The organism is Enhygromyxa salina, from assembly GCF_002994615.1.
In the GTDB taxonomy this organism is placed as follows: domain Bacteria; phylum Myxococcota_A; class Polyangia; order Nannocystales; family Nannocystaceae; genus Plesiocystis; species Plesiocystis salina_A.
In genome coordinates, this window is sequence record NZ_PVNK01000146.1 from 1 (window position 1) to 23473 (window position 23473).

The 23473-nt window shown below is 71.5% G+C and carries 15 protein-coding genes; 5 read left to right on the forward strand and 10 right to left on the reverse strand.

Features of this window, described 5'->3' with window-relative positions:
• The 9 genes from ENSA5_RS15105 to ENSA5_RS15145 form a co-directional block, all read right to left on the reverse strand.
• A partial coding sequence (locus ENSA5_RS15105; RefSeq protein ID WP_181197770.1) for a DegT/DnrJ/EryC1/StrS family aminotransferase occupies positions 1-803 on the reverse strand: 803 nt, incomplete at its 3' end.
• A 25-nt stretch (positions 804-828) separates the two neighbouring features.
• Complete coding sequence (locus ENSA5_RS15110) at positions 829-2136, reverse strand: M20 family metallopeptidase (RefSeq protein ID WP_106392364.1); 1308 nt, start codon at positions 2134-2136, stop codon at positions 829-831.
• A gap of 2 nt (positions 2137-2138) precedes the next feature.
• The gene (locus tag ENSA5_RS15115; protein ID WP_181197771.1) at positions 2139-3092 is read right to left on the reverse strand and encodes an IolE/MocC family protein; all 954 of its coding nucleotides are present in this window, start codon (positions 3090-3092) and stop codon (positions 2139-2141) included.
• 1 nt (position 3093) lies between these two features.
• Positions 3094-4332 (reverse strand): DegT/DnrJ/EryC1/StrS family aminotransferase, encoded by a 1239-nt coding sequence (locus ENSA5_RS15120; RefSeq protein ID WP_106392366.1) that lies wholly within the window; start codon positions 4330-4332, stop codon positions 3094-3096.
• Positions 4332-5309: an NAD-dependent epimerase/dehydratase family protein gene (locus ENSA5_RS15125; RefSeq protein ID WP_106392367.1), complete on the reverse strand. Its 978-nt coding sequence runs from the start codon at positions 5307-5309 to the stop codon at positions 4332-4334. The genes ENSA5_RS15120 and ENSA5_RS15125 overlap by 1 nt, the downstream gene beginning before the upstream one ends.
• An 88-nt stretch (positions 5310-5397) precedes the next feature.
• The gene (locus tag ENSA5_RS15130; protein WP_106392368.1) at positions 5398-6489 is read right to left on the reverse strand and encodes an LLM class flavin-dependent oxidoreductase; all 1092 of its coding nucleotides are present in this window, start codon (positions 6487-6489) and stop codon (positions 5398-5400) included.
• A 134-nt stretch (positions 6490-6623) separates the two neighbouring features.
• Positions 6624-7538 (reverse strand): alpha/beta hydrolase family protein, encoded by a 915-nt coding sequence (locus tag ENSA5_RS15135; RefSeq protein ID WP_181197772.1) that lies wholly within the window; start codon positions 7536-7538, stop codon positions 6624-6626.
• A gap of 28 nt (positions 7539-7566) precedes the next feature.
• Positions 7567-8745, reverse strand: coding sequence for a LuxE/PaaK family acyltransferase (locus ENSA5_RS15140; protein ID WP_181197773.1), 1179 nt, complete (start codon positions 8743-8745; stop codon positions 7567-7569).
• Entirely contained in the window at positions 8742-10193 is a 1452-nt protein-coding gene (locus tag ENSA5_RS15145; RefSeq protein ID WP_106392370.1) for an aldehyde dehydrogenase family protein, read from the reverse strand. Before ENSA5_RS15145 ends, ENSA5_RS15140 begins: the two co-directional genes overlap by 4 nt.
• A 1229-nt stretch (positions 10194-11422) precedes the next feature.
• Between ENSA5_RS15145 and ENSA5_RS15150 the strand changes: the two genes are divergently transcribed.
• The 4 genes from ENSA5_RS15150 (at position 11423) to ENSA5_RS15165 (ending at position 17894) form a co-directional block, all read left to right on the forward strand.
• Positions 11423-12670 (forward strand): DUF4215 domain-containing protein, encoded by a 1248-nt coding sequence (locus tag ENSA5_RS15150; protein WP_258182861.1) that lies wholly within the window; start codon positions 11423-11425, stop codon positions 12668-12670.
• Between the two features lie 164 nt (positions 12671-12834).
• Positions 12835-13563 carry a hypothetical protein gene (locus ENSA5_RS15155; RefSeq protein ID WP_106392371.1) on the forward strand — a complete coding sequence of 243 codons (729 nt, stop codon included), beginning with the start codon at positions 12835-12837 and terminating at the stop codon, positions 13561-13563.
• 36 nt (positions 13564-13599) lie between these two features.
• Positions 13600-15243 (forward strand): dihydroxyacetone kinase subunit DhaK, encoded by a 1644-nt coding sequence (locus tag ENSA5_RS15160; protein WP_106392372.1) that lies wholly within the window; start codon positions 13600-13602, stop codon positions 15241-15243.
• A 128-nt stretch (positions 15244-15371) separates the two neighbouring features.
• A complete protein-coding gene (locus ENSA5_RS15165) occupies positions 15372-17894 on the forward strand; it encodes a fused MFS/spermidine synthase (protein WP_106392373.1) in 2523 nt (840 codons plus the stop codon).
• On the opposite strand, the gene ENSA5_RS15170 is transcribed toward ENSA5_RS15165, so the two are convergent.
• Positions 17876-22291, reverse strand: a complete 4416-nt coding sequence (locus ENSA5_RS15170) for a cation-translocating P-type ATPase (RefSeq protein WP_106392374.1) — start codon at positions 22289-22291, stop codon at positions 17876-17878. The two genes, ENSA5_RS15165 and ENSA5_RS15170, sit on opposite strands and share 19 nt — an antisense overlap.
• A 164-nt stretch (positions 22292-22455) precedes the next feature.
• Here ENSA5_RS15170 and ENSA5_RS15175 point away from each other — a divergent pair, with 164 nt between their 5' ends.
• Entirely contained in the window at positions 22456-23472 is a 1017-nt protein-coding gene (locus tag ENSA5_RS15175; RefSeq protein ID WP_106392375.1) for a 3-oxoacyl-ACP synthase III, read from the forward strand.
• The last annotated feature ends 1 nt before the right edge of the window (position 23473 follow it).

Genomic DNA, 23473 nt, shown 5'->3' on the forward strand with positions numbered 1-23473 from the left:
TCGGCGACGTCCGTGAACCAGGGGCGGGGGCTCGCGGGGCCCTCGGCGCGCGCTCGGGCGAAGGTGGACCCGCGCCAGCGAAGGTCGAGCTGCTCGCGGGCGATCTGCACGAAGGGCGAGATGCCGAGCTCGTTGACGACCAGGGCCCCGCCCTCGCCGACGCACACGGGCTTGTGCCGGCCGAAGCTGAGCACCCCGAGCTGACCGCCCGCGCCGGGGCAGCGCCCGGAGGTCGTCGCTCCGGCGAAGGCCTGGGCGGCGTCGTCGATGACCGCCACGCCCGCGCCCTCGGCCCACGCCTCGATGGCCTCGAGCTCGACGCGGTCGCCGAGCACGGAGGCGGCGACGACCGCGAGGCAGCGCTCGCTGGCCGCGGCCTCGATGGCCGCGAGATTGGGGACGGGTCGATCGGGCGCCGTGTCGCACAGCACCGGGGTCAGGCCGACGTCGAGCACGGCCTCGATGACCTGCGGGCAGCCGAAACTGGGGACCACGACCTCGTCGCGGTGGTGGCCCTGCAGCGGCCCCGCGCTCGCGTCGAGCTTGGCCAGGGACAGGGCATGGAGCGCGAGGCTCAGGGCCGCGCGCCCGCTCGTGGTCGGGACCACCCGCTCGGGCTCGCATCGAAGCTGACGACCCAACTCGCAGCGAAGGGCGCGGAGCGTGTCGCGGGCGCTGCCTGGGCGGCCCGGGGCGTCGCCACAGGCGGCGGCCCAATCGATGGCCCGATCGATCGTGAGGGCGGGCGGCCGGCACAGGGGCACGACCAGCTCGCGCGGGTAGGGGTTGTAGCGCGTGTCCACGAGCTTTGACTCTCGACAGGCTCGATCAACCAGACAGGCTCGCGTCGCCAGAGAAGGCGGCGCGCAGGGTTTCGTGGATCACTCGGGTGTAGACCTTCAGCTCGTCGAGGCTGACGTATTCGTCGGGGCCGTGGGCGCGGGCGAGGCTGCCGGGGCCGTAGATGACCGTGGGGATCGAGAAGGACTCGAAGATCCGCGCGTCGCAGGCGCTCGGAAAGTCCCGGGCCTCGCGGCGCGCGGGGTCGAGCTCGACGACGCCCTCGAGCTGGGCGCGCAGCCCCGCAGCCAGGCCCTCGTGGCCGCCCTGGCTGGCTGGGAAGCGCAGGCCGTAGGGGCCGACCTGGGGCGCCTCGTCGGGGAAGGCCGCACGTAGCCGGGAGTCGAGTTCGGAGAGCACGGCGCTGAGGGGCAGCGAGGGCGGCAGCGCGGCGGTGACCAGGAGCTCGGCCGAGGCCGCGGGCACGGCAGCGTCGGAGCCCCCGCGCAGCACCCCGACGCACAGCGAGCGCACCGGATCGCCGCCGAGCTGCTCACGGCACCACTGGTTGAGCTCCTCGATGATCGTGAACACCTGCACGGCCTGGCTCAGCGCGTTGGCCGAGCCCTCGCTCAGGCACATGTGCCGGGGGCGGCCACCGCAGACCACCTTGAATTGCTCGAAGGAGCGGGTCCGCGTGCACACGGCCCCGTCCGTGGGCTCGCCGATGAGCGCGGCGTCGACTTGGCCGTCGAGGGTCGAGAGGGTGGCCAGAGTCCCGTTGCCGCCAATCTCCTCGTCGACGACGAAGTGCAGGAGCAAGCGCCCGCCTAGGTGCGCGCCCTCGGCCTTGGCCCGGCTCAGGTCCTCCGCGACCGCGACGAAGCAGGCCACGGCGCCGAGCATGTCGCTGCTGCCCCGGCCGTAGAGGCGGCCGTCCTCGACCCTCGGCTTGCGCCAGCCCTCGGCCCTGGACCACTGCTCTGGCGCGGTCACGAACTCGACGTCGACGTGGCCGTTGAGCAGCACCGTCGGCCCGGGCGCGCCGAAGTCGAGCTCGCAGACCAGGTTCTCGCGCACGGTCTCGCGGTAGCTGGCGAAGGAGCCCCCGAAGTTCTCGACGTGGACGTAGCAGGGGTGGTCCTCGATCTCCTCGTCGTAGATCCGGCGCCGGCGGACGCTGGCCCCGAGCGCGCGCATCCGCTGCTCGAGGTAGTCCATGGCGTGGCGCTGGCCGTCGCTGCCGTACACGGGGTGCATGGCGATGAGCGCCGAGGCGGTCTCGACGATGGCGGCGGTGTCGAGCGCCGAGCTGGCCGAGTTGGAGGGGATGGGCGTGGCGATGGGCGTGTTCATGGTCAGCGAGGGGGCGCGGTTGCGGGCCGTTTGGCGGACAGGTGCGCGGCGCACCAGCGCATCACGGCGCGGGTGTTGACGCGGTTGCGGTAGTCGTCCTCGGCGACCTCGAAGGTGACCTGCTGGACGTGGTCGAGGCCGTGCATGGCGGACAGGAGCTGCGCGTAGGTCGACTCGGGCAGGCTCGCCGCCCAGGGCGTCTGGCCCTCGAAGCAGCGCGAGCGCTGGCCATCGGGGCCGGGTTGGGTCCGGGCGAGGCCGCGGAACGCGGAGAAATGCCAGTGGACGATCTCCGGGGCCAGATCGAGGAAGTCGAACAGTCCGTGCTCGCGCAGCGAGGGGTAGGCCTGGCGCTCCCGCTCATCGAGCACGCTGGCGCGCAGCTGCTCGAGCACGTGGATGGTGTAGCTGTAGTGGCAAAGGTCCCAGGTCACGCGCAGCTGGCCGCCGCACAGCCCCTCGAAGTCGCTGGGGAAGACCAGGGTCGGGTCGAGCTCTCGGCCGTAGTTGCCCATGATCGGCATGTTCTCGAGCCCGACCCAAAAGGGTGCGTGGCGGAGGCGGTCGCGCAGGTGCACGCAGAACTCGGCGAAGCGTTCGCGGGTGCGCACGGCCAGCTCCGGGGTCCACTCCTCGACCGGGCGGATCTGGTTGGAGTGGAGCACGATCCCCGCGACGCCGAACTGGTCGGCGAGCTCGAAGCACTGCCACAGCCGTCGGCGCACGGCCTCGTCCTCGACGTAGTTGGCGCGGTTGACCGGGAAGTGAAACAGCAGCCGCCCCGGCGGCATGCGCCCGGCGACCTCGGCGAGGTTGCGCTGGACCAGGGCCCAGCGCTCGGCCTCGACCAGGTCCTTGGCGTCGAACACCACGGCCTCGACGGCCAGGTCCTCGTCGGCCCAGTCGGGGTCGAACTGGCTCAGGTCCGTGGCCAAGAAGGGCAGGCAAAAGCGCATCTCAGCCGCCTCCAAGGGCGCCGTCGAGAGCGGCGAGGACCCGGCGCTGGGCGGCCTCGTCGAGCTCGGGGAACATCGGCAGGCTGAGCAGGCGCGGGCCGATGTCGTCGAGGACGGGGAAGCGGGCGCTGGCGACGAGGGCCTGGCTGGCGAACGCGGGCTGTTGGTGCAGCGGAACGTAGTGGACCTGCGGGCGGACCCCCGCGGCGAACAGGCGCTCGAACAGGGTGAAGCGATCGACGGCGCCTTGCTCGAGGGTGACCGGGAACAGGTGGTAGGACGAGTCGCCCAGGCGCGTGGGCGTGCGGCAGCGCAGACGCGAGTCGCTGGCGAAGGCGTGGTGGTAGCGATCGGCGATCGCGAGGCGACGCTCGCGGTTGGCCTCCAGGCGCCCAAGCTGCACGTGGGCGATGGCCGCGTGGAACTCGGACAGGCGCAGGTTCAGGCCCGGGGTCGCGACCTCGTAGAACCAGGGATTGGGCCGACCCCGGGTGGTCGCCAGCTCCGGGGCGCCGCCGCTGCGATCCATGTTGTGGCTGCGGAGCATCCGCAGCCTCGCGGCGAGCTCGGGGGAGCGGGTGAATACGGCCCCGCCCTCGCCGCTGGCGACGTTCTTGGTCGGGTGGAAGCTGAACACCGCGCCCATGGAGCTGCGCGCGGGCTGCCAGTGGCGCAGACCCTCACCGCCGTGGCGGTACAGGCCGAGGCCGTGGCAGCCGTCCTCGAACAGGACCGCGTCGTGGACCCGGGTGAGCTCGGCGATGGCGTCGAGGCCAGCGTCGGCGCCGGCGAACAGCACCGGGTTGACGACGACCAGCTCGTAGTCGCCGCGGACCCGCTCGAGCAGGGCGGCCAGGCTCGCGGGCGACATGTTGAGGCTCTCGGGGTCGACGTCGACCAGCCCGAGCTCGTAGCCCGTCTGCAGGGCGCAGGCCGGCCCGGCCGCGAAGTTGAGGGCCGAGCTGAGGTAGAGGGCGCGGCGGCGCGGCGGCGCCCCGAAGGGCTCGTCGCGGCCGAGGCCGCGGAGCTCGGCGAGCATGGCGTAGAGCGCGAGGGTGCCGTTGGCCATGGCCACGACCTCCCCCGGGGCCTCGGGATCGCTCAGCAGCTCGGCGAGGGCGGCCTCGAGGCGCGCAAGGTAGGGCCCGCCGGTCCAGTGCCCCGAGCGCAGCACCTCGAGCAGGGCCTCGGCTTCCTCGGGGCCCCAGCTCGGGCGCACGTAGGGGATGGTCGCGGCCATCAGCCCCGGGCCTCCGCGGCGCCCGAGCCCGCGCGCACGCTGTCGAGGGTCCGGCGCACGCCCTCGCTCAGCGGCGTCGTGGGACGAAAGCCCAGGGCCGCCCGAGCCTTGCGGTTGTCGGCGACGCGACGGGTGACCTCGAAGCGCTTGGACCGACCCACGGCCGGGTCCTCGTGGTCGCGGTGCAAGACCCGAGGCCGCTCGCCGGCGCTCAGGCACACGAGCTGGGCCAAGCTGGCGATGGTCAAGGTCTCCTCGGACACGAGGTTGAACACCTCGAGGCTCCCCGCGGCCTTGGCCGGGGCGCGGGCGTCGAGAGCGGAGACCATGGCCGCCGCGATGTCGTCGATGAAGGTGAAGGTCCGGGTTTGGAGGCCGTCACCGTGGACGACAGGCGCCTCGCCTTGGAGCGCGGCCCGGCAAAAGGCCGGGATCACGAAGTCCGCGCGCTGCCCGGGGCCGTAGGCGTTGAACAGCCGAAACACGGTGTAGCTCAGGCGCGCGCCCTCGGGGCTGGCCGCGGCCGCGGCCATGAGCTCCTCGCTGGCGATCTTGCTGCGCGCGTAGGCCGAGCGCGGGGCGGGCTCGTCCTGCTCGCGGAAGATCTGACCGGGCTCGCCGTCGCCGTAGATCTCGGACGACGAGGTGAACAGCAGGTGCTCGACCGAGGGCGTGGCGACGGCCGCGGCGATCACCGCTCGCATGCCGCCGACGTTGACCTGCTCGACGATGTCCTCGCGCTCTTGGCAGGCGCGCACGCCCAGGGCGGCGGCGAGGTGGAACACGGCCTGCTGCCCGGCGAAGGCCTCGCGCAGGGCGGCCTCATCGAGGATGCTGGCCTCGATCCAGCGTGTGCTCGGGCCCAAGTCGGCGGGCGCCGGGGCGGTGTCGAGGATCGTCAGGGTGTGCGCGTTGCCGAGGGCGCGGCGCAAGGCCTGGCCGACAAAGCCGGCTCCGCCGGTGATCAAGATCTTCATCGCTATGAGTCTCGCTGGAAGAGTCTGGGGGCGAGCCCGGGGCGCTCTGCGGCTCCGGGGCCCACGAAAGAGGTGGGAGTTGAGAGGCTCAGATCTTGGCGCCGCGGATGTGCGGGCGGACCTGCTCGTCGAACAGCTTCATCGACTCGAGCACGCGGTCGCGGTCGCCGATAGCCTCAAAGCCGACGACCACGCGCTTGACCCCGGTCACGTCGATGACGTGCTGGATGGTCTCGATGGCGTCCTCGGGGGTACCGATGGCGTTGAGGCGCAGGAGGTTGTCGACCACCTTGCTGATCGCCGTGTCGCCCTTGATGACCGCCTCGCGCCACTTGCGTAGGTGCCAGTCGTAGCACTCGACGCCGTGCTCGCGGACGATGTCGATGATGTTCTGGGCCTTCTCGACGGCGTCCTCGAACCAGTTGAGGTAGTGGCGGCACTCCTCGCGCACGCGCTCGCGGTCGGGATCGACGGCGACGATCATCGCGATCGTGTGCTCGATGCCGTCGGGGTCATGACCGTGCTCCTCGGCGAGCGCGCGGTAGAGCTCGACGTTGCTGGCTTTCTCGTTGTGCTCGATGTCGTGCTGCATGATCATCGGCAGGCCGTTCTTGGCCGCCCACTCGATGGTCGAGGGCGACATCGCGGCGCAGACCATGGGCATCTTGTCGGAGTAGGGGCGGGGGTTGACCGGGACCGGCGGGAAGTTGAGGAAGGGGCCGTCGCTGCCGACCACACCCTTGGTCCACGCCTCTTGCATGATGTCGTAGTAATTGTGGGTCAACGCGCGGGTGTCGTGGATGTCGACGCCAAACACGGTGAAGTCCTTGTCGAAGAAGCCGCGGCCGATGCCGAGGATGAAGCGGCCGTCGCTGAGCTGGTCGAGTAGCGCGGCCTGTTCGGCGAGGCGCACGGGGTGCTCGAGGGGCAGGATGTTGATGGCCGTGCCGACCTTGATCCGTCGGGTCGCGCCGAGGATGTAGGAGGCCATGACCATGGGCGAGCCGCACAGGCCGTAGTCGGTGAAGTGGTGCTCGAGCATCCAGGCGCTCTCAAAGCCCATCTCCTCGGCGACCTGGCCGTAGAATTTGGCGTTCTCCAGCACCCGCCGCTCGGTGAACTGGGGCGGACGGGCGGTGTTCAAGAACATTCCCCATTTGATGTCTTCGGATTGCGTCATCGTGTTTCGTCTCCAGGACGCAGCCAAGGCGGCGCCAGGCGTCGACCGAGGGCGGCCGAGCGCGGGCGAGGGGCTGCGCGGGTTCGTGGCTAACTATGCAGATTGCGTCTCGTCGTGGTGTGAGGTGGGGGTGGTCAGCGGGTTGAGCGGCGGCGCTCGGCGATGACCTGGGTGGTCAACATCTCGAAGGTAGGCTCGCGCTCGAGGGCGGGGAAGCTCGGGGGCAGGGCGGCGCGCTGGACCTCCCCGCTGGTGCAGTTCTCGAGGGCCATGACCGCGCCGGTCAGCTCGCGCAGCATGGCCTGGGCGATGCGCGGGTTCTTGGCCAGGTTGTGGCCCGAGCCCTCGAGCTTGCACATGCGCCGCTCGGGGTGATTCGCGAGGTCGAGGGCCTCCTCGACCTCGCGCTCGAGCACCCAGTCGTCGTCCCGGGCGATGAACGCGACGATCGGCAGCGTCGCGCGATCGAGCTCGACGCGGGTGGTTGCGGCCGGGTTCCAGCCCCGCTCGTGGGCGTCGGTCGCAAAGCCGAGGGTCCGGATGTGGTGGCGATCCTCGAACACCACCGTGGGCGGGAGCTCGGCCGGGGGCGAGGCCATGTGGTCGACCCCGAACACCCGCGTGAGGGTCGCGCGCAGGTCGGTCACGCCGACGGCGGTGACCAGGTAGCGGATCTTGGCGCGCTCGCTGGCCACCCGGTAGGCGATGCGCGCGGACAAGCTGGTCGCGATGACGCCGAGGGACTCGACGCCGCGCTCGCGGGCGAGCCAGTCGAGAACCTGGTCCATGCTGAAGCGGCCGGTGCTCATAGTGAAGTCGGCCAGCTCGCCGCTGCTCGGGCCCCGGTGGTCGAGGGGGTCGTAGCGGTACACCGCGAAGCCGTTGGCGCACAGGTAGGCGGCCGTGGCCGCGAGACTGTACATTCGGCCGCAAAATCCCGGGGCGAGCAGGACCGTGCCGCGCAGGGGCGCCTCGGACTGCGGGCGAGAGTGCCAGATTACGATCTGGCGGCCATCGTCGAGGCGCAGCACCGACTCTTCGGTCGTCACGGCGGCGGGGATCTCCGACTCTGATTTCTCATCCCTTGGCATGAATTTGTCCCATCTTGAGGGCGCAGCCCTTGGCCGCGCGAGATTCGAGGCGTCGCAGGATTTCAACGCGGGTACCCTCGCGGCCGCAGGCGCAGCGACCCTGGCGGACGATGCCCACGTCCTCGGTGACGATGAAGCAGGGGTAGGCCGAGCACGAGGCGTCGAGGTAGCTCATCATCCCCTCCTCGCCGAAGCCCACGGGCTGGAGGGTCTCGGGGTCGCGAGCGGCGACGTGGACCCACGGGGGCACGTGCTTTTCGTGGGCCTCGCACTCGAACAGCACGGTGTTGAGCTCGACTTGGTTGAACACGTCGCGGACCTGGGCCTCGGAGGCCAGGCCGAAGCGCCGCGCCACCGCGGCCCGGAACTGTGGCTTGGGGATGGCCCGGCCGCCGAAGCGCTTCCACCCGCCGGCGGTCAGGATCGTGGCCCGCTCGCCGGCCTGCAGCTGCACGCCGCGGCGTTCCATGTGCTCGCACAGGTCGAGGACGTGGAAGGGCGGGCCGACGACGATGAGGTGCTCGTAGTCGGCGAGCAAGGCCTGGGCGAGGCTCGAGATCTCGTCGAGGGCGGCTTCATCCCGAGGCACCCGGGACTCGGACCAGTACAGGGCCTCGATCAGGCTCATCACGTACTGGAACCACACGTCCTCGACGCGCTCGCGCCCGGGCCCGAGGTTGATGACCGCGACCTCGTCTTCGTCCCAGTCGGCGAGCAGACCCACGCTGCCGTGGACCGAGCCGACCATGCGCTCGAGGCTGGCGCGGTCTCGGGGGACGCGGCTGGGCTGGCCCGAGGTCCCCGAGCTTCGGTACCAGCGCTCGACGGCCTCGGGCTCGACGCTGCGCAGGTCCGCGAACTTGAACACGCGGGTCGACACGAGGGGGATGTCGGCGAGGGCGACCGCTTCAGGCTCGGCGGCCCCGCTGCGTTCATAGTAGTCGCGGTAGGCCGGGCAGCGCGCGAGGTGTTCGCGCAGCGCCTGGCGGATCAACGCCTCGCCGAGCTCGCGCTGGCGGTCGAGGGGCAGCTCGTACCAGGGATCTTCGGCGAAGATTAGCCCGTCGATCGCCGTGCGCGCGTCGATGATGCGCACGCCCGCGTCGGCAGCCGCTGCTCCGGACTCCTCGCCGACGGGGTGGGAAGTGGGCGCGGCGTGAGTCACGGGATGAACTCCACGAAGCGGTCCTGCTCGAGGAACTTGGTCTGCTCGATCTTCACAGTCATGACCTTGGTGACGTAGGCCGAGGGCAGCTCCGTCGACGCGAAGCGGACCAGGCGCTGGAGCGGGAACATCCCGTCGTGAGCGCCCCCGGGTCGAAACACGTTGCTCATCCCCGACTCGACCACTCGGGACACGCCGGCGCGACAGACCGCGTCGCGGAGGTCTCGGAGCTTGGCCCAGGGGAACAGCGCCACGGTCTGGGTGTCGCCGCTGACCTGCGCGCCGGGGTCGAGGTCCGCGGGCCAGTCGTGGAGGTAGACCGTGCGGCTCAGGGGGTGCTGGGCGGCGAAGCTCGGCGGACAGTGGATGATCGCCCAGCTGCCGTCGCGGGCCTCCCAGCAGTCGAAGCCCAAAAAGCGCGCCTCGGCCAGGGTCAGCGCCCGGGCGCCGCGGTCGTCGAAGCCCTGCGCGCTCGGTGGGAGGATCTCGGTGTAGTTGTCGAGGGCCTCGCTCAGCGCTGGGACCAGATCCGCGGGGGTGGGGCGAATGAAGGCCTGCTGGGACGAGAAGCAGGCCCGCTGATCGCGGAAGCACACGTCGTGGGCGAGGCCGCGGGCGGCGTCTCGTGGCGCCTCGCTGGCGTCGACGAAGGCCAGGCTGCGCTTGGGCCCGAAGCGGACGACCTCGGCGTCGGGGCGGGCGACCTCGCGGGCCCAGTCGACGGCCGACTGCCCGCCCCAGGCACAGATCACGTCGCTGGCGGCGATCACCCGCGCGCCGGCCTCGCCCGGCTCGCCGGCGGGCCAGTAGACCACCGACAGCGCCCGCGTCACCGGGTGGTCGGCGTCCACGTCCGCGAAGCTCTGGGCCAGGGCGACGGGGGTGAAGGGGTCTTCGGACGAGCTCTTGGCGATGACCTGGTTTTTGGTCACGAGCGCGCGGACCACCGAGACCACCGCCGAGAAGGGCACGTTGCCCGGCATGATGTGCAGCGAGCGGCCCTTGGGATAGGCCCGGACCTGGGCCTCCTCCCGGGGGATCCACTCGTCGAGGATGAAGCGGTGGCCGAGCTCAGACTCGATGATGTCGTAGAGCCCCGCGTAGCTCGAGAGGATCATCGCTATCCAGTTGGCCTCGAGCTTGGCCATCTCGGGGGAGTAGCCCAGCTGGTTGATCAGATCACGGATGTAGAGGCGTCGACGCACGTACTCGCTGGACTTCCAGTTCTGCCCGACGGCGTAGAGGAAGTTGACGATCTCCTGGGTAGGGAGCTCGGCGAGGTCGTTCCGGGGTTCGGGGGCGAGGATCGCGTCCACGTCGCGCGCTGCGAGCAGGGGCACGCGCAGGCCGTGGTCGGTTACCGTGGTGCTGGCGTGATAGCCCGCGGGCGCGGAGCGAACGATGGCCCCGCAGACCACGCTGGGCAAGGTCTTACTCTTGGTAGTCATGCTTTGTCTTGCGACCGTGGCGATGTCTGCAATCGAGCGAGACCACGCACCCTCGATGCGCGCGGTCCTGCGAGTCGGTGGACATCTTACCGACGTCGCTCTCCTCGGCAAGTTGATTCTTGCGATTAAATCAGCCGATTTTTGTGATGATGATCGGCCACGCGATGGCCTAACCCATCACGTGGCTAGTGATTCAATGTTGGTACTCTATGTGGGCATTCCGTCTTCGGCTCGTTTGGCCCCTGTTCGGTGGTGAGGGGGATGCGCTGCATCTCGGGCGAATTCGCGTGTTGAGAGCGCGGTCGCTGAGACGCTGCGTGGGCGGGGTCAAACCGGGAGGGGGCCGGGAAGAGGGCCGTTTTGCCCGGTCTGATGGCTGGGAGGCCGTCCGCGAGGAGGGGCCTGTCCACGTCAGGCTGGGGCCCCGTTAGCCGAGCCCGCCCGCGGGCGGGCATCAACGCAGGGTCTGCACAATCACCATTGCAAGGCGAGCTTGCCGGTCTGCGATGGGGCGTTCTCCAGGTCTCGGAAAGAGTCGGTGCATTTGTGAGCCTCCGCGACTTGCGGAGATGTCCAATGAGAACACTTCGACATCAAAAGAAGACACATCAAGCTTCGATCATGCGCGAGATCATCACCGATATGGAGCCGGAGCTGTTGGTGGGGTGCAGCGGGCAACCGGGGAGCGAGAAGATCCGCACCACATGGTCCGGGCGTCGTTGTCGAGGTCCAGCTCGAGCTGGCCGGGCACAGCGGGCCACGGACACGGTCGCGGTCGAGGCCCGAGGCCGACCCTGGCGAGGACGCGCGCGATATCGTCACGAGAGTCGGCGCGCTCGAAAAGGCTCATGCGCCCGGTCGGGGCGGCCTCGGTATCGACAAAGAGATCCCGCGATGTCGCCGCCCTTGGCCGGCGCGGCCTCGGTGGCATGTTGGGACAGCACGGTGGTGAGCAGAGCCGCGGTGGGCACGCGGAGCGTCCCTCGTATGGCACGGCAACACCTCGCTCGTGGCGCACTCTTACATGGAGGGGCGTAGCCGTGCTGCTCGGCGTGCGCAGCAGCGCAACACGATATGGAAGGATGGCGTGTGGAGCGCTTTGATTGGGGGTGTATTCCTAATGCATAACTTTGAATGTATTCGGGCAAACAGGAATCGTGCGAGGTGAACACTGCAAAGGAAGCGGACTGACAGTCGAAAAATCGAGGGTCGTCGTAGATACTTCCGCGATGACGATGAAGAAGATCCTGGTTCCTTGTTCTCTCGCCCTGAGCGTCCTCGTGGCGTGCGGAGATGATGCGCCCACAGACACGGGTGACTCGACGACGGAGACGAGCGCGGGCGACGGCGACGGCGACGGGGACGGCGACGGGGACGGCGACGGCGACGGGGACGGCGACGGCGATCCCGGTGACGGCGACGGCGACGGCGACGGCGACGGCGACGGCGACGGCGACGGCGACGGCGACGGCGACGGCGACGGCGACGGTGACGGCGACGGCGACCCCGGACCGGTCTGCGGGAACGGCATTGTCGAAGATGGCGAGGCGTGCGACGACGGCAACGCCGTCGACGGCGACGACTGCACCAACGCCTGCGCCAGCGCCGTGTGTGGTGACGGTATCGTCCAAGAGGGCGTCGAGATGTGCGACGACGGCAACGAGGTCGAGGATGACGGCTGCAACTCCATGTGCATGGCCGGCTTTTGCGGCGACGGTGTGCTGAACGAGGGCGAGGCCTGCGACGACGGCAACGAGGACAACTCCGACGAGTGCGCGGCCTGCCAGGTCGCATCCTGCGGCGATGGCTACATCCAGGAGGGCGTCGAGGAGTGCGACGATCAAAACGACCTCGACTCGGACGCCTGCATCGCTTGCGTCGCCGCGACCTGTGGTGACGGCTTCATCCAAGAAGGTGTCGAGGACTGCGATGACCAAAACGACCTCGACTCGGACGCGTGCATCGCTTGCGTCGCCGCGACCTGTGGCGACGGGTTCGTCCAAGCAGGCATCGAGGACTGCGATGACGGCAACGAGGTCGACGACGACGCGTGCAGCAACAGCTGCGAGGTCAACGTCGATCCCCAGTGCCTCGAGCCCTACAGCAGCCTCGACCTCGCCGACCGCCACATCGACTCGAACGTCGATGTCACCTACTGCGATGAGCAAGGCAACAACATGAGCCCCGACTGGGCCGGCAACGGATGGTATCGCTTCGAGGGCGAGGCCGGCGTCGTGATGCCCGAGAACGCGCCCCCGACCTACTCGTGTGGCACGCACGCGCCCGGCTGGCTCAACGGCGCCCACCCGACGATCGACGAGGGCGTCGTCGCGCGCCAGGTCTGCTTCCACTGGAGCGCAGACACCTGCCTTTGGAACTCGGACATTCAGGTCGTCAACTGCGGCGACTTCTACCTGTATGACCTCGTGGAGCCTGGGCCCTGCAACCTGCGCTACTGCGGCGCTGACATGCCCTGATTCTACCCCGGCTCAACGAACATGAGCCGTCAATGGCGGCGGTCTCGCCGGGGAGGCGCCGCCGTCGCCATTGACCGTGCACGATTCGGTGCTCGGTCCGCCGCGCGTTGACTTCCGATCCTCGGGTTTGATGCTACGTTGCTGGCATGGAGGGTCGTTTGTCCGTGGGTCCCAGGCGCCTGCTCGGCGCCTGGGTGCTGGCCAGCGCCTGTACCATGACCAACCCCGCGTTCGACCAGGATGACAGCATAAACGACGTTCGTGCGACCTCGACCGGGATCGAGACCACGGGCGAGGTTGGAGACGAAGCGACCGACGAGGGCGATGAAAGCGAGGGCATCGAGACCGGGGCCGAGGACGAAATAGCGACTGGCTCCGAGTCGGGCACGGTCGAGATCCTGGCGAGCTTCGTCGGGTGCCGTGGGACCGACAATTACACGCCCGCAGAGTGTGCGCTGTGGGCTGGCCAGGGCCAGGCCAACGCGGTCGCCATCGATGAGTCGAGCGATTCGGGCCACTTCCTCGTGGCCTGTCTCGCGTTCCCCAAAGAGCCGGCGCTCGAGGGCAAGACCATCACCAAGGTGTCCCTCGAGATGCACACGATCAACACCTTCTGGGCCGGGTCGGATTCATCGGGCGAGATCTGGAAGGTCGAGCCGTTCACGGTCGTCGACTTCTTCTTGGGCGTTCCACTTCTGGCCGGGGACGAGCCGGTCGCGAGCAACTCCGAAGTCGGGCCGATCGACGCGCCGATCCAGTGGGAGCTGCACAGCGAGGTCTTCATCCCGGATGAGGCGACGTACCTGTGCGCGTACCCGCTCTCGGACGACGGGCTCTACCTGTACTCCCACGAGGGCTTGGTTCCTCCGAAGCTTCACGTCGCCTATCAGTGACCCCGCGAAGCTGCTAGGTTCGGGCCTCGAGAGCCGATGAAGCGCTTCATTAACGACAAGGACACGATCGTCACCGAGGCGCTCGACGGCGTGGTCGCGCTCGGGGCTGGCGGGCTCGCTCGACTCGACGGCTACCCCTACATCAAGGTCGTCATGCGGGCGCAGCTCGACCCGAGCAAGGTCGCCGTGATCTCGGGCGGGGGCGCGGGCCACGAGCCCGCCCACGCGGGCTTCGTCGGCCCCGGGCTGCTCAGCGCGGCGGTGTCTGGCGAGATCTTCGCCTCGCCCAGCGTCGAGGCGGTCTACGCCGGGATCATGGCCGTGACTGGCGACGCGGGCTGCCTGCTCGTGGTCAAGAACTACACGGGCGATCGGCTCAATTTCGGCCTCGCCGCCGAGCGTGCCCGGGCCCGGGGCAAGCGAGTCGAGACCGTGCTCGTCGCCGACGACGTCGCGATCCCGGGCTCCCCGGCGCCGCGCGGCGTGGCCGGGACGCTCTTCGTGCACAAGATCGCCGGGCACCTCGCCGAGCAGGGCGCCGACCTGGCCACCGTCGCCGCCGCGGCGCGGGCGGCCGCCGCCGACATCCGGTCGCTCGGGGTCAGCCTCGCGAGCTGCACGATCCCCGGCCAGCCCGCGACCGAGCGACTCGCGGCCGACGAGGGCGAGCTCGGGCTCGGCATTCACGGGGAGCCGGGCGTCGAGAAGATCGCGCTGCAGTCGGTCAGGTCGATCGTCACCTTGATGGTCAGTCGGCTCGAGGCCGCCCTGCCTGCGGGGGAGCGCCGCTACGCCGCGCTGATCAACAACCTCGGCGCGGTCCCGGCGATCGAGATGTCGGTGATCGCCCACGAGGTCCTGCGCTCCGAGCTCGCCTCGCGGCTCGAGCTCGTGATCGGTCCCGCGCCGCTGATGACCTCGCTCGACATGAACGGGTTCTCGCTCTCGCTCCTGGCCCTCGACGACGCGCGGCGCGAGGCGCTGACCAGCCCCTGCGGCCCGGCGGCGTGGCCCGCAGCGAGGGCGCCCAGCCCCGTCGTCGTGCGTCCGCTGGCCCAAAAAGCGGCGCGGATCGAGGCCGCGGCGTCCTCGGACGAGCGCGTCGAGCGGGCGCTGTCGGCCTTGCTCGATCGCTTGGTCGCGATGCAGGCCGAGCTCGATCACCTCGACGCCAAGATCGGCGACGGCGACACGGGCTCGACCTTCGCCACGGCGGCCCGCGCGGTCCAGGCTCGCCTCGCGCAGCTGCCCTTCGCGGCGCCCGATCAGCTGCTCGCGGTCCTGGGCGAGATCCTGGCCTCGGCGATGGGCGGCAGCTCGGGTGTGCTGATGTCGATCTTCTGCACGGCCGCAGGTCGAGCCTACGCTCGCGGCCTCGCGTGGCCGGCGGCGCTGGCCGAGGGCGGCGCACGGATCGCTGAGTACGGTGGCGCAGCGCCCGGCGACCGGACCATGATCGACGCGCTCGCGCCGGGCTTCGGCGCGCTGCTCGACACGGGCTCGCTCGAGCGCGCGGCCGCAGCGGCGCGGGCGGGCGCGGAGCAGACGGCGGGCATGCGCAGGGCGAAGGCCGGTCGGGCGGCCTACCTGTCGGCGGAGTCGCTCGAGGGGGTGCCGGATCCGGGCGCCGTGGCCGTGGCCGCGGCGTTCGAGGCGATCCGCGACGCGCTCGCGGGCTGATCCTCGAGTCGCGATCACCGTGCCCTCGCACGCCTCGCGGGCCCGGCGATCGCCGTCGAGGCCGCGCCGCTAAAATGGCACCGCGAGCAATGAAATTGTGAGGGCTCGATGGTGTAAGTAGTGCGCCAATGAGCTCCTCGCGTCGGGCTGCGTTCGTCGCTTTGTTCTTTGTTTCGGGCCTGTGCGGGCTCGGCTACGAGATCGTGTGGCTGCGGCTGGTCGCGGGGATCGTCGGTGTTGGCATCTACGCCAACGCGATCGTTCTCGCGACCTTCATGCTCGGGCTGGGCCTCGGCGCGCTCGCGGCGGGGCGGTGGCTGGCGGGGCTGCCCGCCGATCGACTGCTGCGGGCCTATGTCCGGCTCGAGCTCGCGCTCGGTGCCTGGGCGCTGGTGGTCCCGGTCCTGACCCGCGGGCTCGGCTCTGTCCTCGCGGACCTGGGGGCTCCGCCCGGGTCTTCGGCTCGGCTGTTGATCTCGCTGCTGGCGATCGCCGCTGTGTTGTTGCCAGCGACGACGCTGATGGGCGCGACCTTGCCGGTGCTGACCGGGGCCGTCGCCGAGCGCGACCGAACCGGGCGCTGGCTCGGGATCCTCTATGGGCTCAACACCCTCGGCGCGGTGCTCGGGACGGTGGTCGGCGGGTGGCTGCTGGTCCCGGCGCTCGGGCTGTCGCGCGCGAGCGTGGTCCTGGTCGCAGGCAATTGGGCCGTGGCGGGGGTGGCCAAGCTGCTCGCGCGCGGCGTCGAGGCGGCCGCACCCGAGCGGGTCGAGACCCAGCCCGAGGGCTCGGCTCGCAAGCTCGAGCAACCGGCGGCGTTGGTGGTTGCGGGCGTCAGCGGGCTGATGGGCATCGGCTTGGAGCTGACGTGGATGCGAGGCCTGGCCGCGCACGCCCGCGACACCGTCGGCACCATGGTGCTGACCCTGGCCGGGATGCTGCTCGGCCTCGCCCTCGGCGGGTTGCTCGGCGGCGCGCTGGCGTCCTCCGATCGCGCGGGGCCACGGCTGCTCGGCCGCGTGGCCGTGCTTCAGGCGGCCGCGGCCGCGGCCTTGGTCCTCGGGCCGCTCGCCGTGGGTGCGCTCGCGGGCGGGCCGGGGAAGCTCGAGCTCGACACGGGCTTTGGGCTCGCGATGGTCGCGCTCGCGGTGGTCCCCGGCGCGGTGGCTTCGGGGGCCACGCTCCCGCTCGCGGCCGGCGTGCTCGGTCGTCGGCTCGCGCCCGCCCGCGCCGCCGGACGGGTGCTCGCGGCCAACACGGCGGGCTGCGTGATCGGAGCGCTGGCGACGGGGCTGTGGTGGATCCCGAGCTGGGGGACCCGGGGCTCGACCTTGATCACCGCCGGCCTCGTCGTCGCCGCGACGGTGGTTGCGAGCGCCGTCGCCCTGCGCGCCGCCGAGCGCGAGCGCGGGCTCGTCGTCGAGCTCGGGGTCGCGGGCCTGCTCGTCGCGGCGACCGGGGTCGGCATCGCGCGCCTGCCCGTCGCGCCACACATGCCGCCGCGGGCCGACCTCGACAGCGAGCTGTTGTTCTCGGGCGAGGACGCCGTCGGTCTGGTCGAGGTGTTGGATCGCAGGGGCGCGAAGTACCTGATCACCGATCGGACCCACGCGTGGGGCAGCGACGAGCCGATCATGCTTCGGACCATGCGTCGCCAGGGCTACCTGCCGCTGCTGCTGCACCCCGAGCCCGCGCGGGTGCTCGAGGTCGGGCTCGCGACGGGGGTGCAGTTTGCTCCCTACCTGCGCCACCCGGCGTTCGAGCGCGGGGTGATCGTCGAGATCTCGCCGGCCGTCGCGGCCGCGGCCCGCGAGTTTGACGAGGTCGCCGACCACGTCCTCGACGACGCGCGCGTCGAGCTGCTGGTCGCCGACGGCCGCGACGTCCTGCGCAGCGTGGGCTCCGGCGAGCTCGACGTCATCGTGCTCGGGCTGTTCACTGCCTACCGGCCCGGCGTCAGCGATCTGTACAGCGAGGACCTGTACCGCGTCGCCGTCGACAAGCTCGGGCCCGGCGGCCTCCTGGTCCAGTGGCTGCCCCTCGACCAGCTGTCCGACGAGGCCCTGCGCGCGGTGATCCGCTCGTTTCGCGCCGCCGCCCCGGAGGTCCACGCGTTCGAGAAGGACCACTACCTCGCGCTCGTCGGGAGCCGCGAGCCGCTCGAGATCGAGTGGTCCAGGGTCGAGGCCCTCGTCGCGCGGCCCGAGATCCGCGATGACCTTCGCGCCCACGGGCTGCTCGATCCCTACGGGATGCTCGGCAGCCACGTCGCCGATGGTCCGGCCCTGGACGCGCTCGCTGGCGACGGGCCGCACAACACCGACGACCGGCCCTACGTCGAGTTTCACCCGCCGCCGCGGGCCGAGGCTGGAGTCCGCTACGCGCAGGCCTCGCGCAGCCTCGAGGCCCTGCTCAAACACCACGTGTCCGCGACGACGATCGTCGTCGGGCTGTCCGACGAGCAACGCCAGCGCCTCGGCGACGCTGGCCGCGCCCGGGTAGAATTTCTGCGCGGGGCGATCGCTCAGGTTCGCGGGGAGCACGACGCCGCGGCCGCGCACTTTGGCGCCGCGTTCGAGCTCAACCCGGATGATCGGCTGGCCGCGATGGCGGCTCGGCAGTCGAAGAAGCGTCAGCTGCGTCGGCGCTGAAGCGGCCGCCAGCTCCGAGCGCGCGCCCACCGGACAACCCGCTGACCGAGCGCAGGCCCGATCGTCGAGACCCCCGTCGCCGCGGCCGAGGCGACCACCGCCAGGGTCAGCCCGATCGGCCCAAGCGGCCGCGAGCCAAAGAACTGACTGACCCCCGGCGTCTCGACCAGGCCAAACAACAGCGCCGTCGAGCCGAGCCCGGCCGCGAGGACGATCGGGTCGCGGCCACCGATCGCCAGGGTCTGGCCGAGCTGCGATCCGACCAGGGTCAGCAACGCGACCGTGTCGGCCCGCTCGCGCGAGCCAGTCGCCCGCGCGACCCACCACGCGGTCGCGGTCGCGCCCGCGGTCACCGTCGCCCGCCACGCGATGTCACGGTCGAGGGCCGCACCGAGCGAGGCCTCGGGCCCCTCTCGCAAGAGCTGCTCGGGCGCGGTCCGGGGGGGGCGGCGCAGCGCGATCGCCAGGGCAGGGGCGGTGTCGGTCAGCAAGTTGACGAGCAGCAGCTGGCGGGCGTTGAGCGGCGAGCGGCCCTCGCTCAGGCCGCCGACGACGGTGAACGCGATCTCGCCGAGGTTGCCGCCGACGAGGAGCGCGACGGCGTCGCGGACCGATCGCCACAGCGCCCGGCCCTCGAGCACGGCGTCGACGAGGGTCTCGATCCGCTCGTCGGTCACGACCACGTCCGCGGCCCGACGCGCGGCCGGGGTCGCGCGCTCACCGAGGGCGATGCCGACGTCGGCGAGGCGGATCGCGGGGGCGTCGTTGGCCCCGTCGCCGGTCATGCCGACGACCCGGCCGCGGCGCTGAAAGGACTCGACGATGCGGACCTTCTGGGCCGGCGTGACCCGGGCGAACACGAGGGTGTGCTCGATCCGCGCGTCGAGGGCGGCGTCGTCGAGGCGCTCGAGCTCGGCGCCGGTCAGGGTCCCGCCCGGCTCGACCCCGGCGGCCGTCAAGCCGAGCTCGGCGGCGATCGCCTCCGCGGTGTGGGGGTGGTCGCCCGTGATCATCACGACGTCGACGCCGGCCCTGCGCAGCGCGTCGAGGGCCTGCTTGGCCGTGTCGCGGACGGTGTCGGCGAAGGCCACGAAGCCGCAAAAGCGCAGCTCGGCGATGTGGCGATCGGCGATGCGCGAGCGGGCCTCGAGCGGCCGCTCGGCCACGGCGAGGACCCGCAGGCCGCGACCCGCGAGGCGCGCTGCGGCGGCGCGAAGGGCCGCGCGTCGCTCGGGGTCGAGCGCCGCGGCCTCGGGCCCGATCGTGGTGCAGCGCGGGATCACCCGCTCGGGCGCGCCCTTGATGCTGATCAACTCGGGCCCGCCCTCGCGCTCACCGAGGCGACCGTGAACGGCGTGGTAGCCCCGACCCGGCTCGAAGGGCAGGGCGGACACGCGCTCGAAGCCCTCGTCGTCCGCGCGGCGGTGCAGGCCGACCGCGTGGGCGCCCTCGACGAGGGCGCGATCGGTCGCGTGGGGCAGGTTCTCGAGCTCGGCGCTCGGCGAGGCTCGGAGCGCGGCGCGCAAGACATCGCGGAGCCGGTCGTCGTCCGCGAGCTCGTCGAGCTCGGTCTCGCGGACGCCGTCGGACACGAAGCGCAGGCGGATCTTGCCCTCGGTCAGGGTCCCGGTCTTGTCGGCGCACAAAACATTGACGCGGCCGAGGGCCTCGACGGCGCGGGGGTTTCGGACCAGGGCGCCACGCAGCGAGAGGCGGTGGGCGGCGCCGAGCTGGGCCATCGTCGCGAGCAGGGGCAGGCCTTCGGGCACGGCGGCGACGGCCAGCGAGACCCCGGACGAGATGACCTCGGACGGGGGCCGCTGGAGCGAGAGCCCCGAGGTCATCAGCACGAGGCCCGACAGCGCGGCGATCGGCGCGGTGAAGCTGGTCAGCGCGTCGAGCCGGGCCTCGACGCCGGTCTCGGGCGCGTGGCGGGCTCGGGCCTCGCTGCGCCGGACCTCGCTCTCGTCGCCGAGGGCGGTCACGACCGCGAGGCACTCGCCCGCGGCGACCGACGTGGCCTCGAACACCATCGAGCTGCGATCGGCGACGGCGGCCGCGAACGAGGGCGCGACCCGCTTGCTGACCGGGAGCGACTCGCCCGTCAGGCTCGACTCGTCGAGCTCGAGCCCGCGGGCCTCGATGATCCGCGCGTCGGCCGGGACGGCGTCACCGGCCTCGAGCACCACCACGTCGCCGACCACGAGCTCGTCGAGCCCGATCACGAGCTCGTGTCCGCCCCGGCGGACACGGACGCTCGCGACCTCCGACGTGTCGAGGGCCCCGATCGCGCGATCGGTCCGATAGCGCTGGACCGCCCCGACCCCGGCGTTGAGCCCGACGACGGTCGCGATCATCGCCGAGTCGATCAGCGAGCCGGTCAGCGCCGCGAGCCCGGCCCCGGCGACGAGCACGGGCGCGAGCGGGTTGGCGAGCTCCTCGGCGGCCATCTCGGCGAAGCGCGACCAGGCGCTTGGGGTGACGACGGGGGGTCGACGCTTGGCTCGGGCGAGCTCGGGATCGAGGCCGGCGCGCGAGCTCGACAGGCGCTCGAGCACCTGATCGACCTCGAGGGCGTGCCACGGGGTCGGGTCGCTCGGCGCCCGCGCGCGAGCGGGCCGGACGCTGCGAGCGAGGCGGACGCTGTTGGCCATGGCCAACAGCGCGGTCGCGTTGGCTGCCATCATGACCCGCCGGACCGTGCGCTCTCGGATCCCGCTGACCGACAAGACCAGCCCGGACATGGCCTCGACCATGGCCAGGTACACGGCCTGCTGCGAGGCGATCTTCGCGGCGTGCACGGCCTCGATCAGGGTCTCGGCGTCGGCGAAGCCCCGCGCGCAGAGGACCGTCGCGCCCCACGGGGTCGGGGCGTCGGGATCGCACAGCCCGACGCCGAGGTCGGCGGCGGCGAGGGCCGGCGTCGGTCCGTTGCTGACCAGGGCCACGCCGTGACCGTCGCGCTGAAGGGTCCGGATCGACTCGAGCAGGCGATCGCCCGCGACGACCGTGCGATCGGGCCGGAGCCAGTCGTGCTCGTCGACATCACCCGCGCAGATCAGCTGGAGCTCGGCCCGGCGCACGGCGGCGACGAAGCCCTCGATCGCCGGGTCGGGCATCGGGATCAGCGAGATCAGGGCCCCGAGCTCGCCGCGATGCTCGAGGCCGAGGACCAGGCCGCCAGGCTCGCGCAGGGCCGCGACCCGCTGGTCGAGCTGGGCGTCGATCTCGGTCGCGGCTCGCGGGCGCAGCTCGTCGATCGGGCCGATGCGCCACTTGCCCTCGTCGCGCAGCGCGTCGGGGTGGGCCATGTCGAGCAGGCGCATGGTGTTGCGCCTCGCGTCGCGCTCGTTGAAGCCGTTGACCGCGAGGATCGCCTCGACCCGGACCCCGCGCGGTCGCATCAAGCTCGCCGGGACCACGACCGCGTCGATCCGGTCGAGCGAGCGAAGGACGCAGGGGTCGGTGACGACGGTGCCGTGGCGCGCGAGGGCGTGACCGAGGTCCGCGGCGAAGGCGTCGCGCCCGAGCAGCGCGGGCTTGGGCACGCCGCCGAACACCGAGGCCGTCGAGCTGGCGAGATCTCGACTTGCGACGAAGCTGAACCCGAACGCGCCCGCGGTCGCCGCGAGGGCGCGGCTGGTGTAGTGCTCGATCGGTCCTCGCGGGGCGGGCCCGGGTCGGGTCCTGGTCGTCGTGGCTGCCCGCGGGTGATCGTCGGCCACGGCGCCGAGGGTCGGCTCGGCCGTGGACCAGGCGTCACGCTGGGCGGCGTGCTCGCGCATGCGCAGCGCCCGACTGGCCGCGTCGACGATCGGGCCGGTCATGCCCTGGAGCAGGGCCTGGCTGAGCGAGGACGCCACGTGCAGCGCGACCTCGGCTCGCGCGGGCCCGATCCGCTGCTCGATGCGCTCGCGCAGCGAGGGCACGAACTCGATCAGGGAGGTCAGCGCGGCGACGTCGAGCTCGGCCGGGACCGTCGGGATCCGCAGCGCTCGCAGGCCCAGGCCGAGCCCGACCACGACGACGTCGGCCGCCATCTCCGCCGCCGCGCGCAGGAGCGGCTCGGGGTCGCCGGGGAAGGCTCGGCGACCCTCCCAGCCGACCGGGCCGCCGAGGCCAAACTCGAGCTCGACCGCGTCGATGGCCGCGAGCAGGGGCTCGACGCCGAGGCGCTCGCCGTCGAGGCCGATCACGACCCGAGCGAGGGCCGCGTTGATCCGAACCCACGCGACCCCGGGCACGGCCTCCAGCGCCTCACGCAGGCGCGGCTCGAAGCCCTCGGCGTCGGCGATCCGAAGCTCGACGTAGGCTCGCTGCTCGCCAACCCACGCGCGTCGGTGAAGGCGCGCGTCGGCCCAGGCTTCGCGCAGTCGGTGGGGCCAGTCGCCGAGCATGTCAGCAGCCAAGCACGGGCGCTCGCGGGCGCAAATGTAGGCTTTGCGCGCGACGCAGGCTGACGCGGGCCCTGGGGACGGGCGCGTGGGTGCGCTCGGCTTCGCACACCGCGAGGCGTTGTCGCGCCCGCGACCCGAGAGTAGGGTGCGCGCCACGAGCCCACATGCGCTTTGACAACGTCTCGATCTGCGCCGTCGCCCACGTCGACGCGCCCCACCGGGTGACCTCGGCCGAGCTCGAGGGGCGGCTCGCGGGAACCATGAAGCGGCTCCGCGTTCCGAAGGGCCTGCTCGAGGGGCTCAGCGGGATCACGGCCCGGAGGATGTGGACCGCAGGCACCAAGCCCTCGGACGCGGCCACGCTCGCGGCCGAGCGGGCGATCGCGGCCGCCGACATCGATCCGCAGCGCCTCGGCATCCTGATCAACACCTCGGTCTGCCGCGACTACGTCGAGCCCTCGACCGCGTGCCTGGTCCACGCCAAGCTCGGGCTCGCGCCGGGCTGCATCAACTTCGACGTCGGCAACGCGTGCCTCGGCTTCCTCAACGGCATGGAGATCATCGGCAACATGATCGAGCGCGGCCAGGTCGACTACGGGATCGTGGTCGACGGCGAGGACAGCCGCTTCGTGGTCGACAAGACGATCGAGCGCCTGTCCGCCGCGAGCGTCGAACAGCCGGCCTTTTGGGCCAATTTCGCCACGCTGACCCTGGGCTCGGCCGGGGTCGCGATGATCCTCGCGCGCGCGGACCTCGTCAAAGACGGGCACCGGTTCCTCGGCGGGGTCACGGTCGCGGCGACCGAGCACAGCGATCTGTGTCGCGGCCAGGTCGACCGGATGGAGACCAACTCCGGCGATCTCCTGAGCTCGGGCCTGAGCCTGGCCCGGCGCGCGTGGGAGGCCGCCGGGCGCGAGCTCGGCTGGACCCCCGGCGTGCTCGACGAGTACGTGATCCACCAGGTCAGCAAGGTCCACACCGACAAGCTCCGGGCGGCGTTCGAGATCGGCGCCGACAAGCTGCTCGCGACCTATCCCGAGTACGGTAACGTCGGCCCGGCCGGGGTCCCGCTGGTGCTGTCGAAGGCCGCGGAGCTCGGTCGGCTCGCGCGAGGCGATCGCGTCGCGCTGATGGGCATCGGCTCGGGCCTCAACTGCGCGATGGCCGAAATTGTCTGGTAGC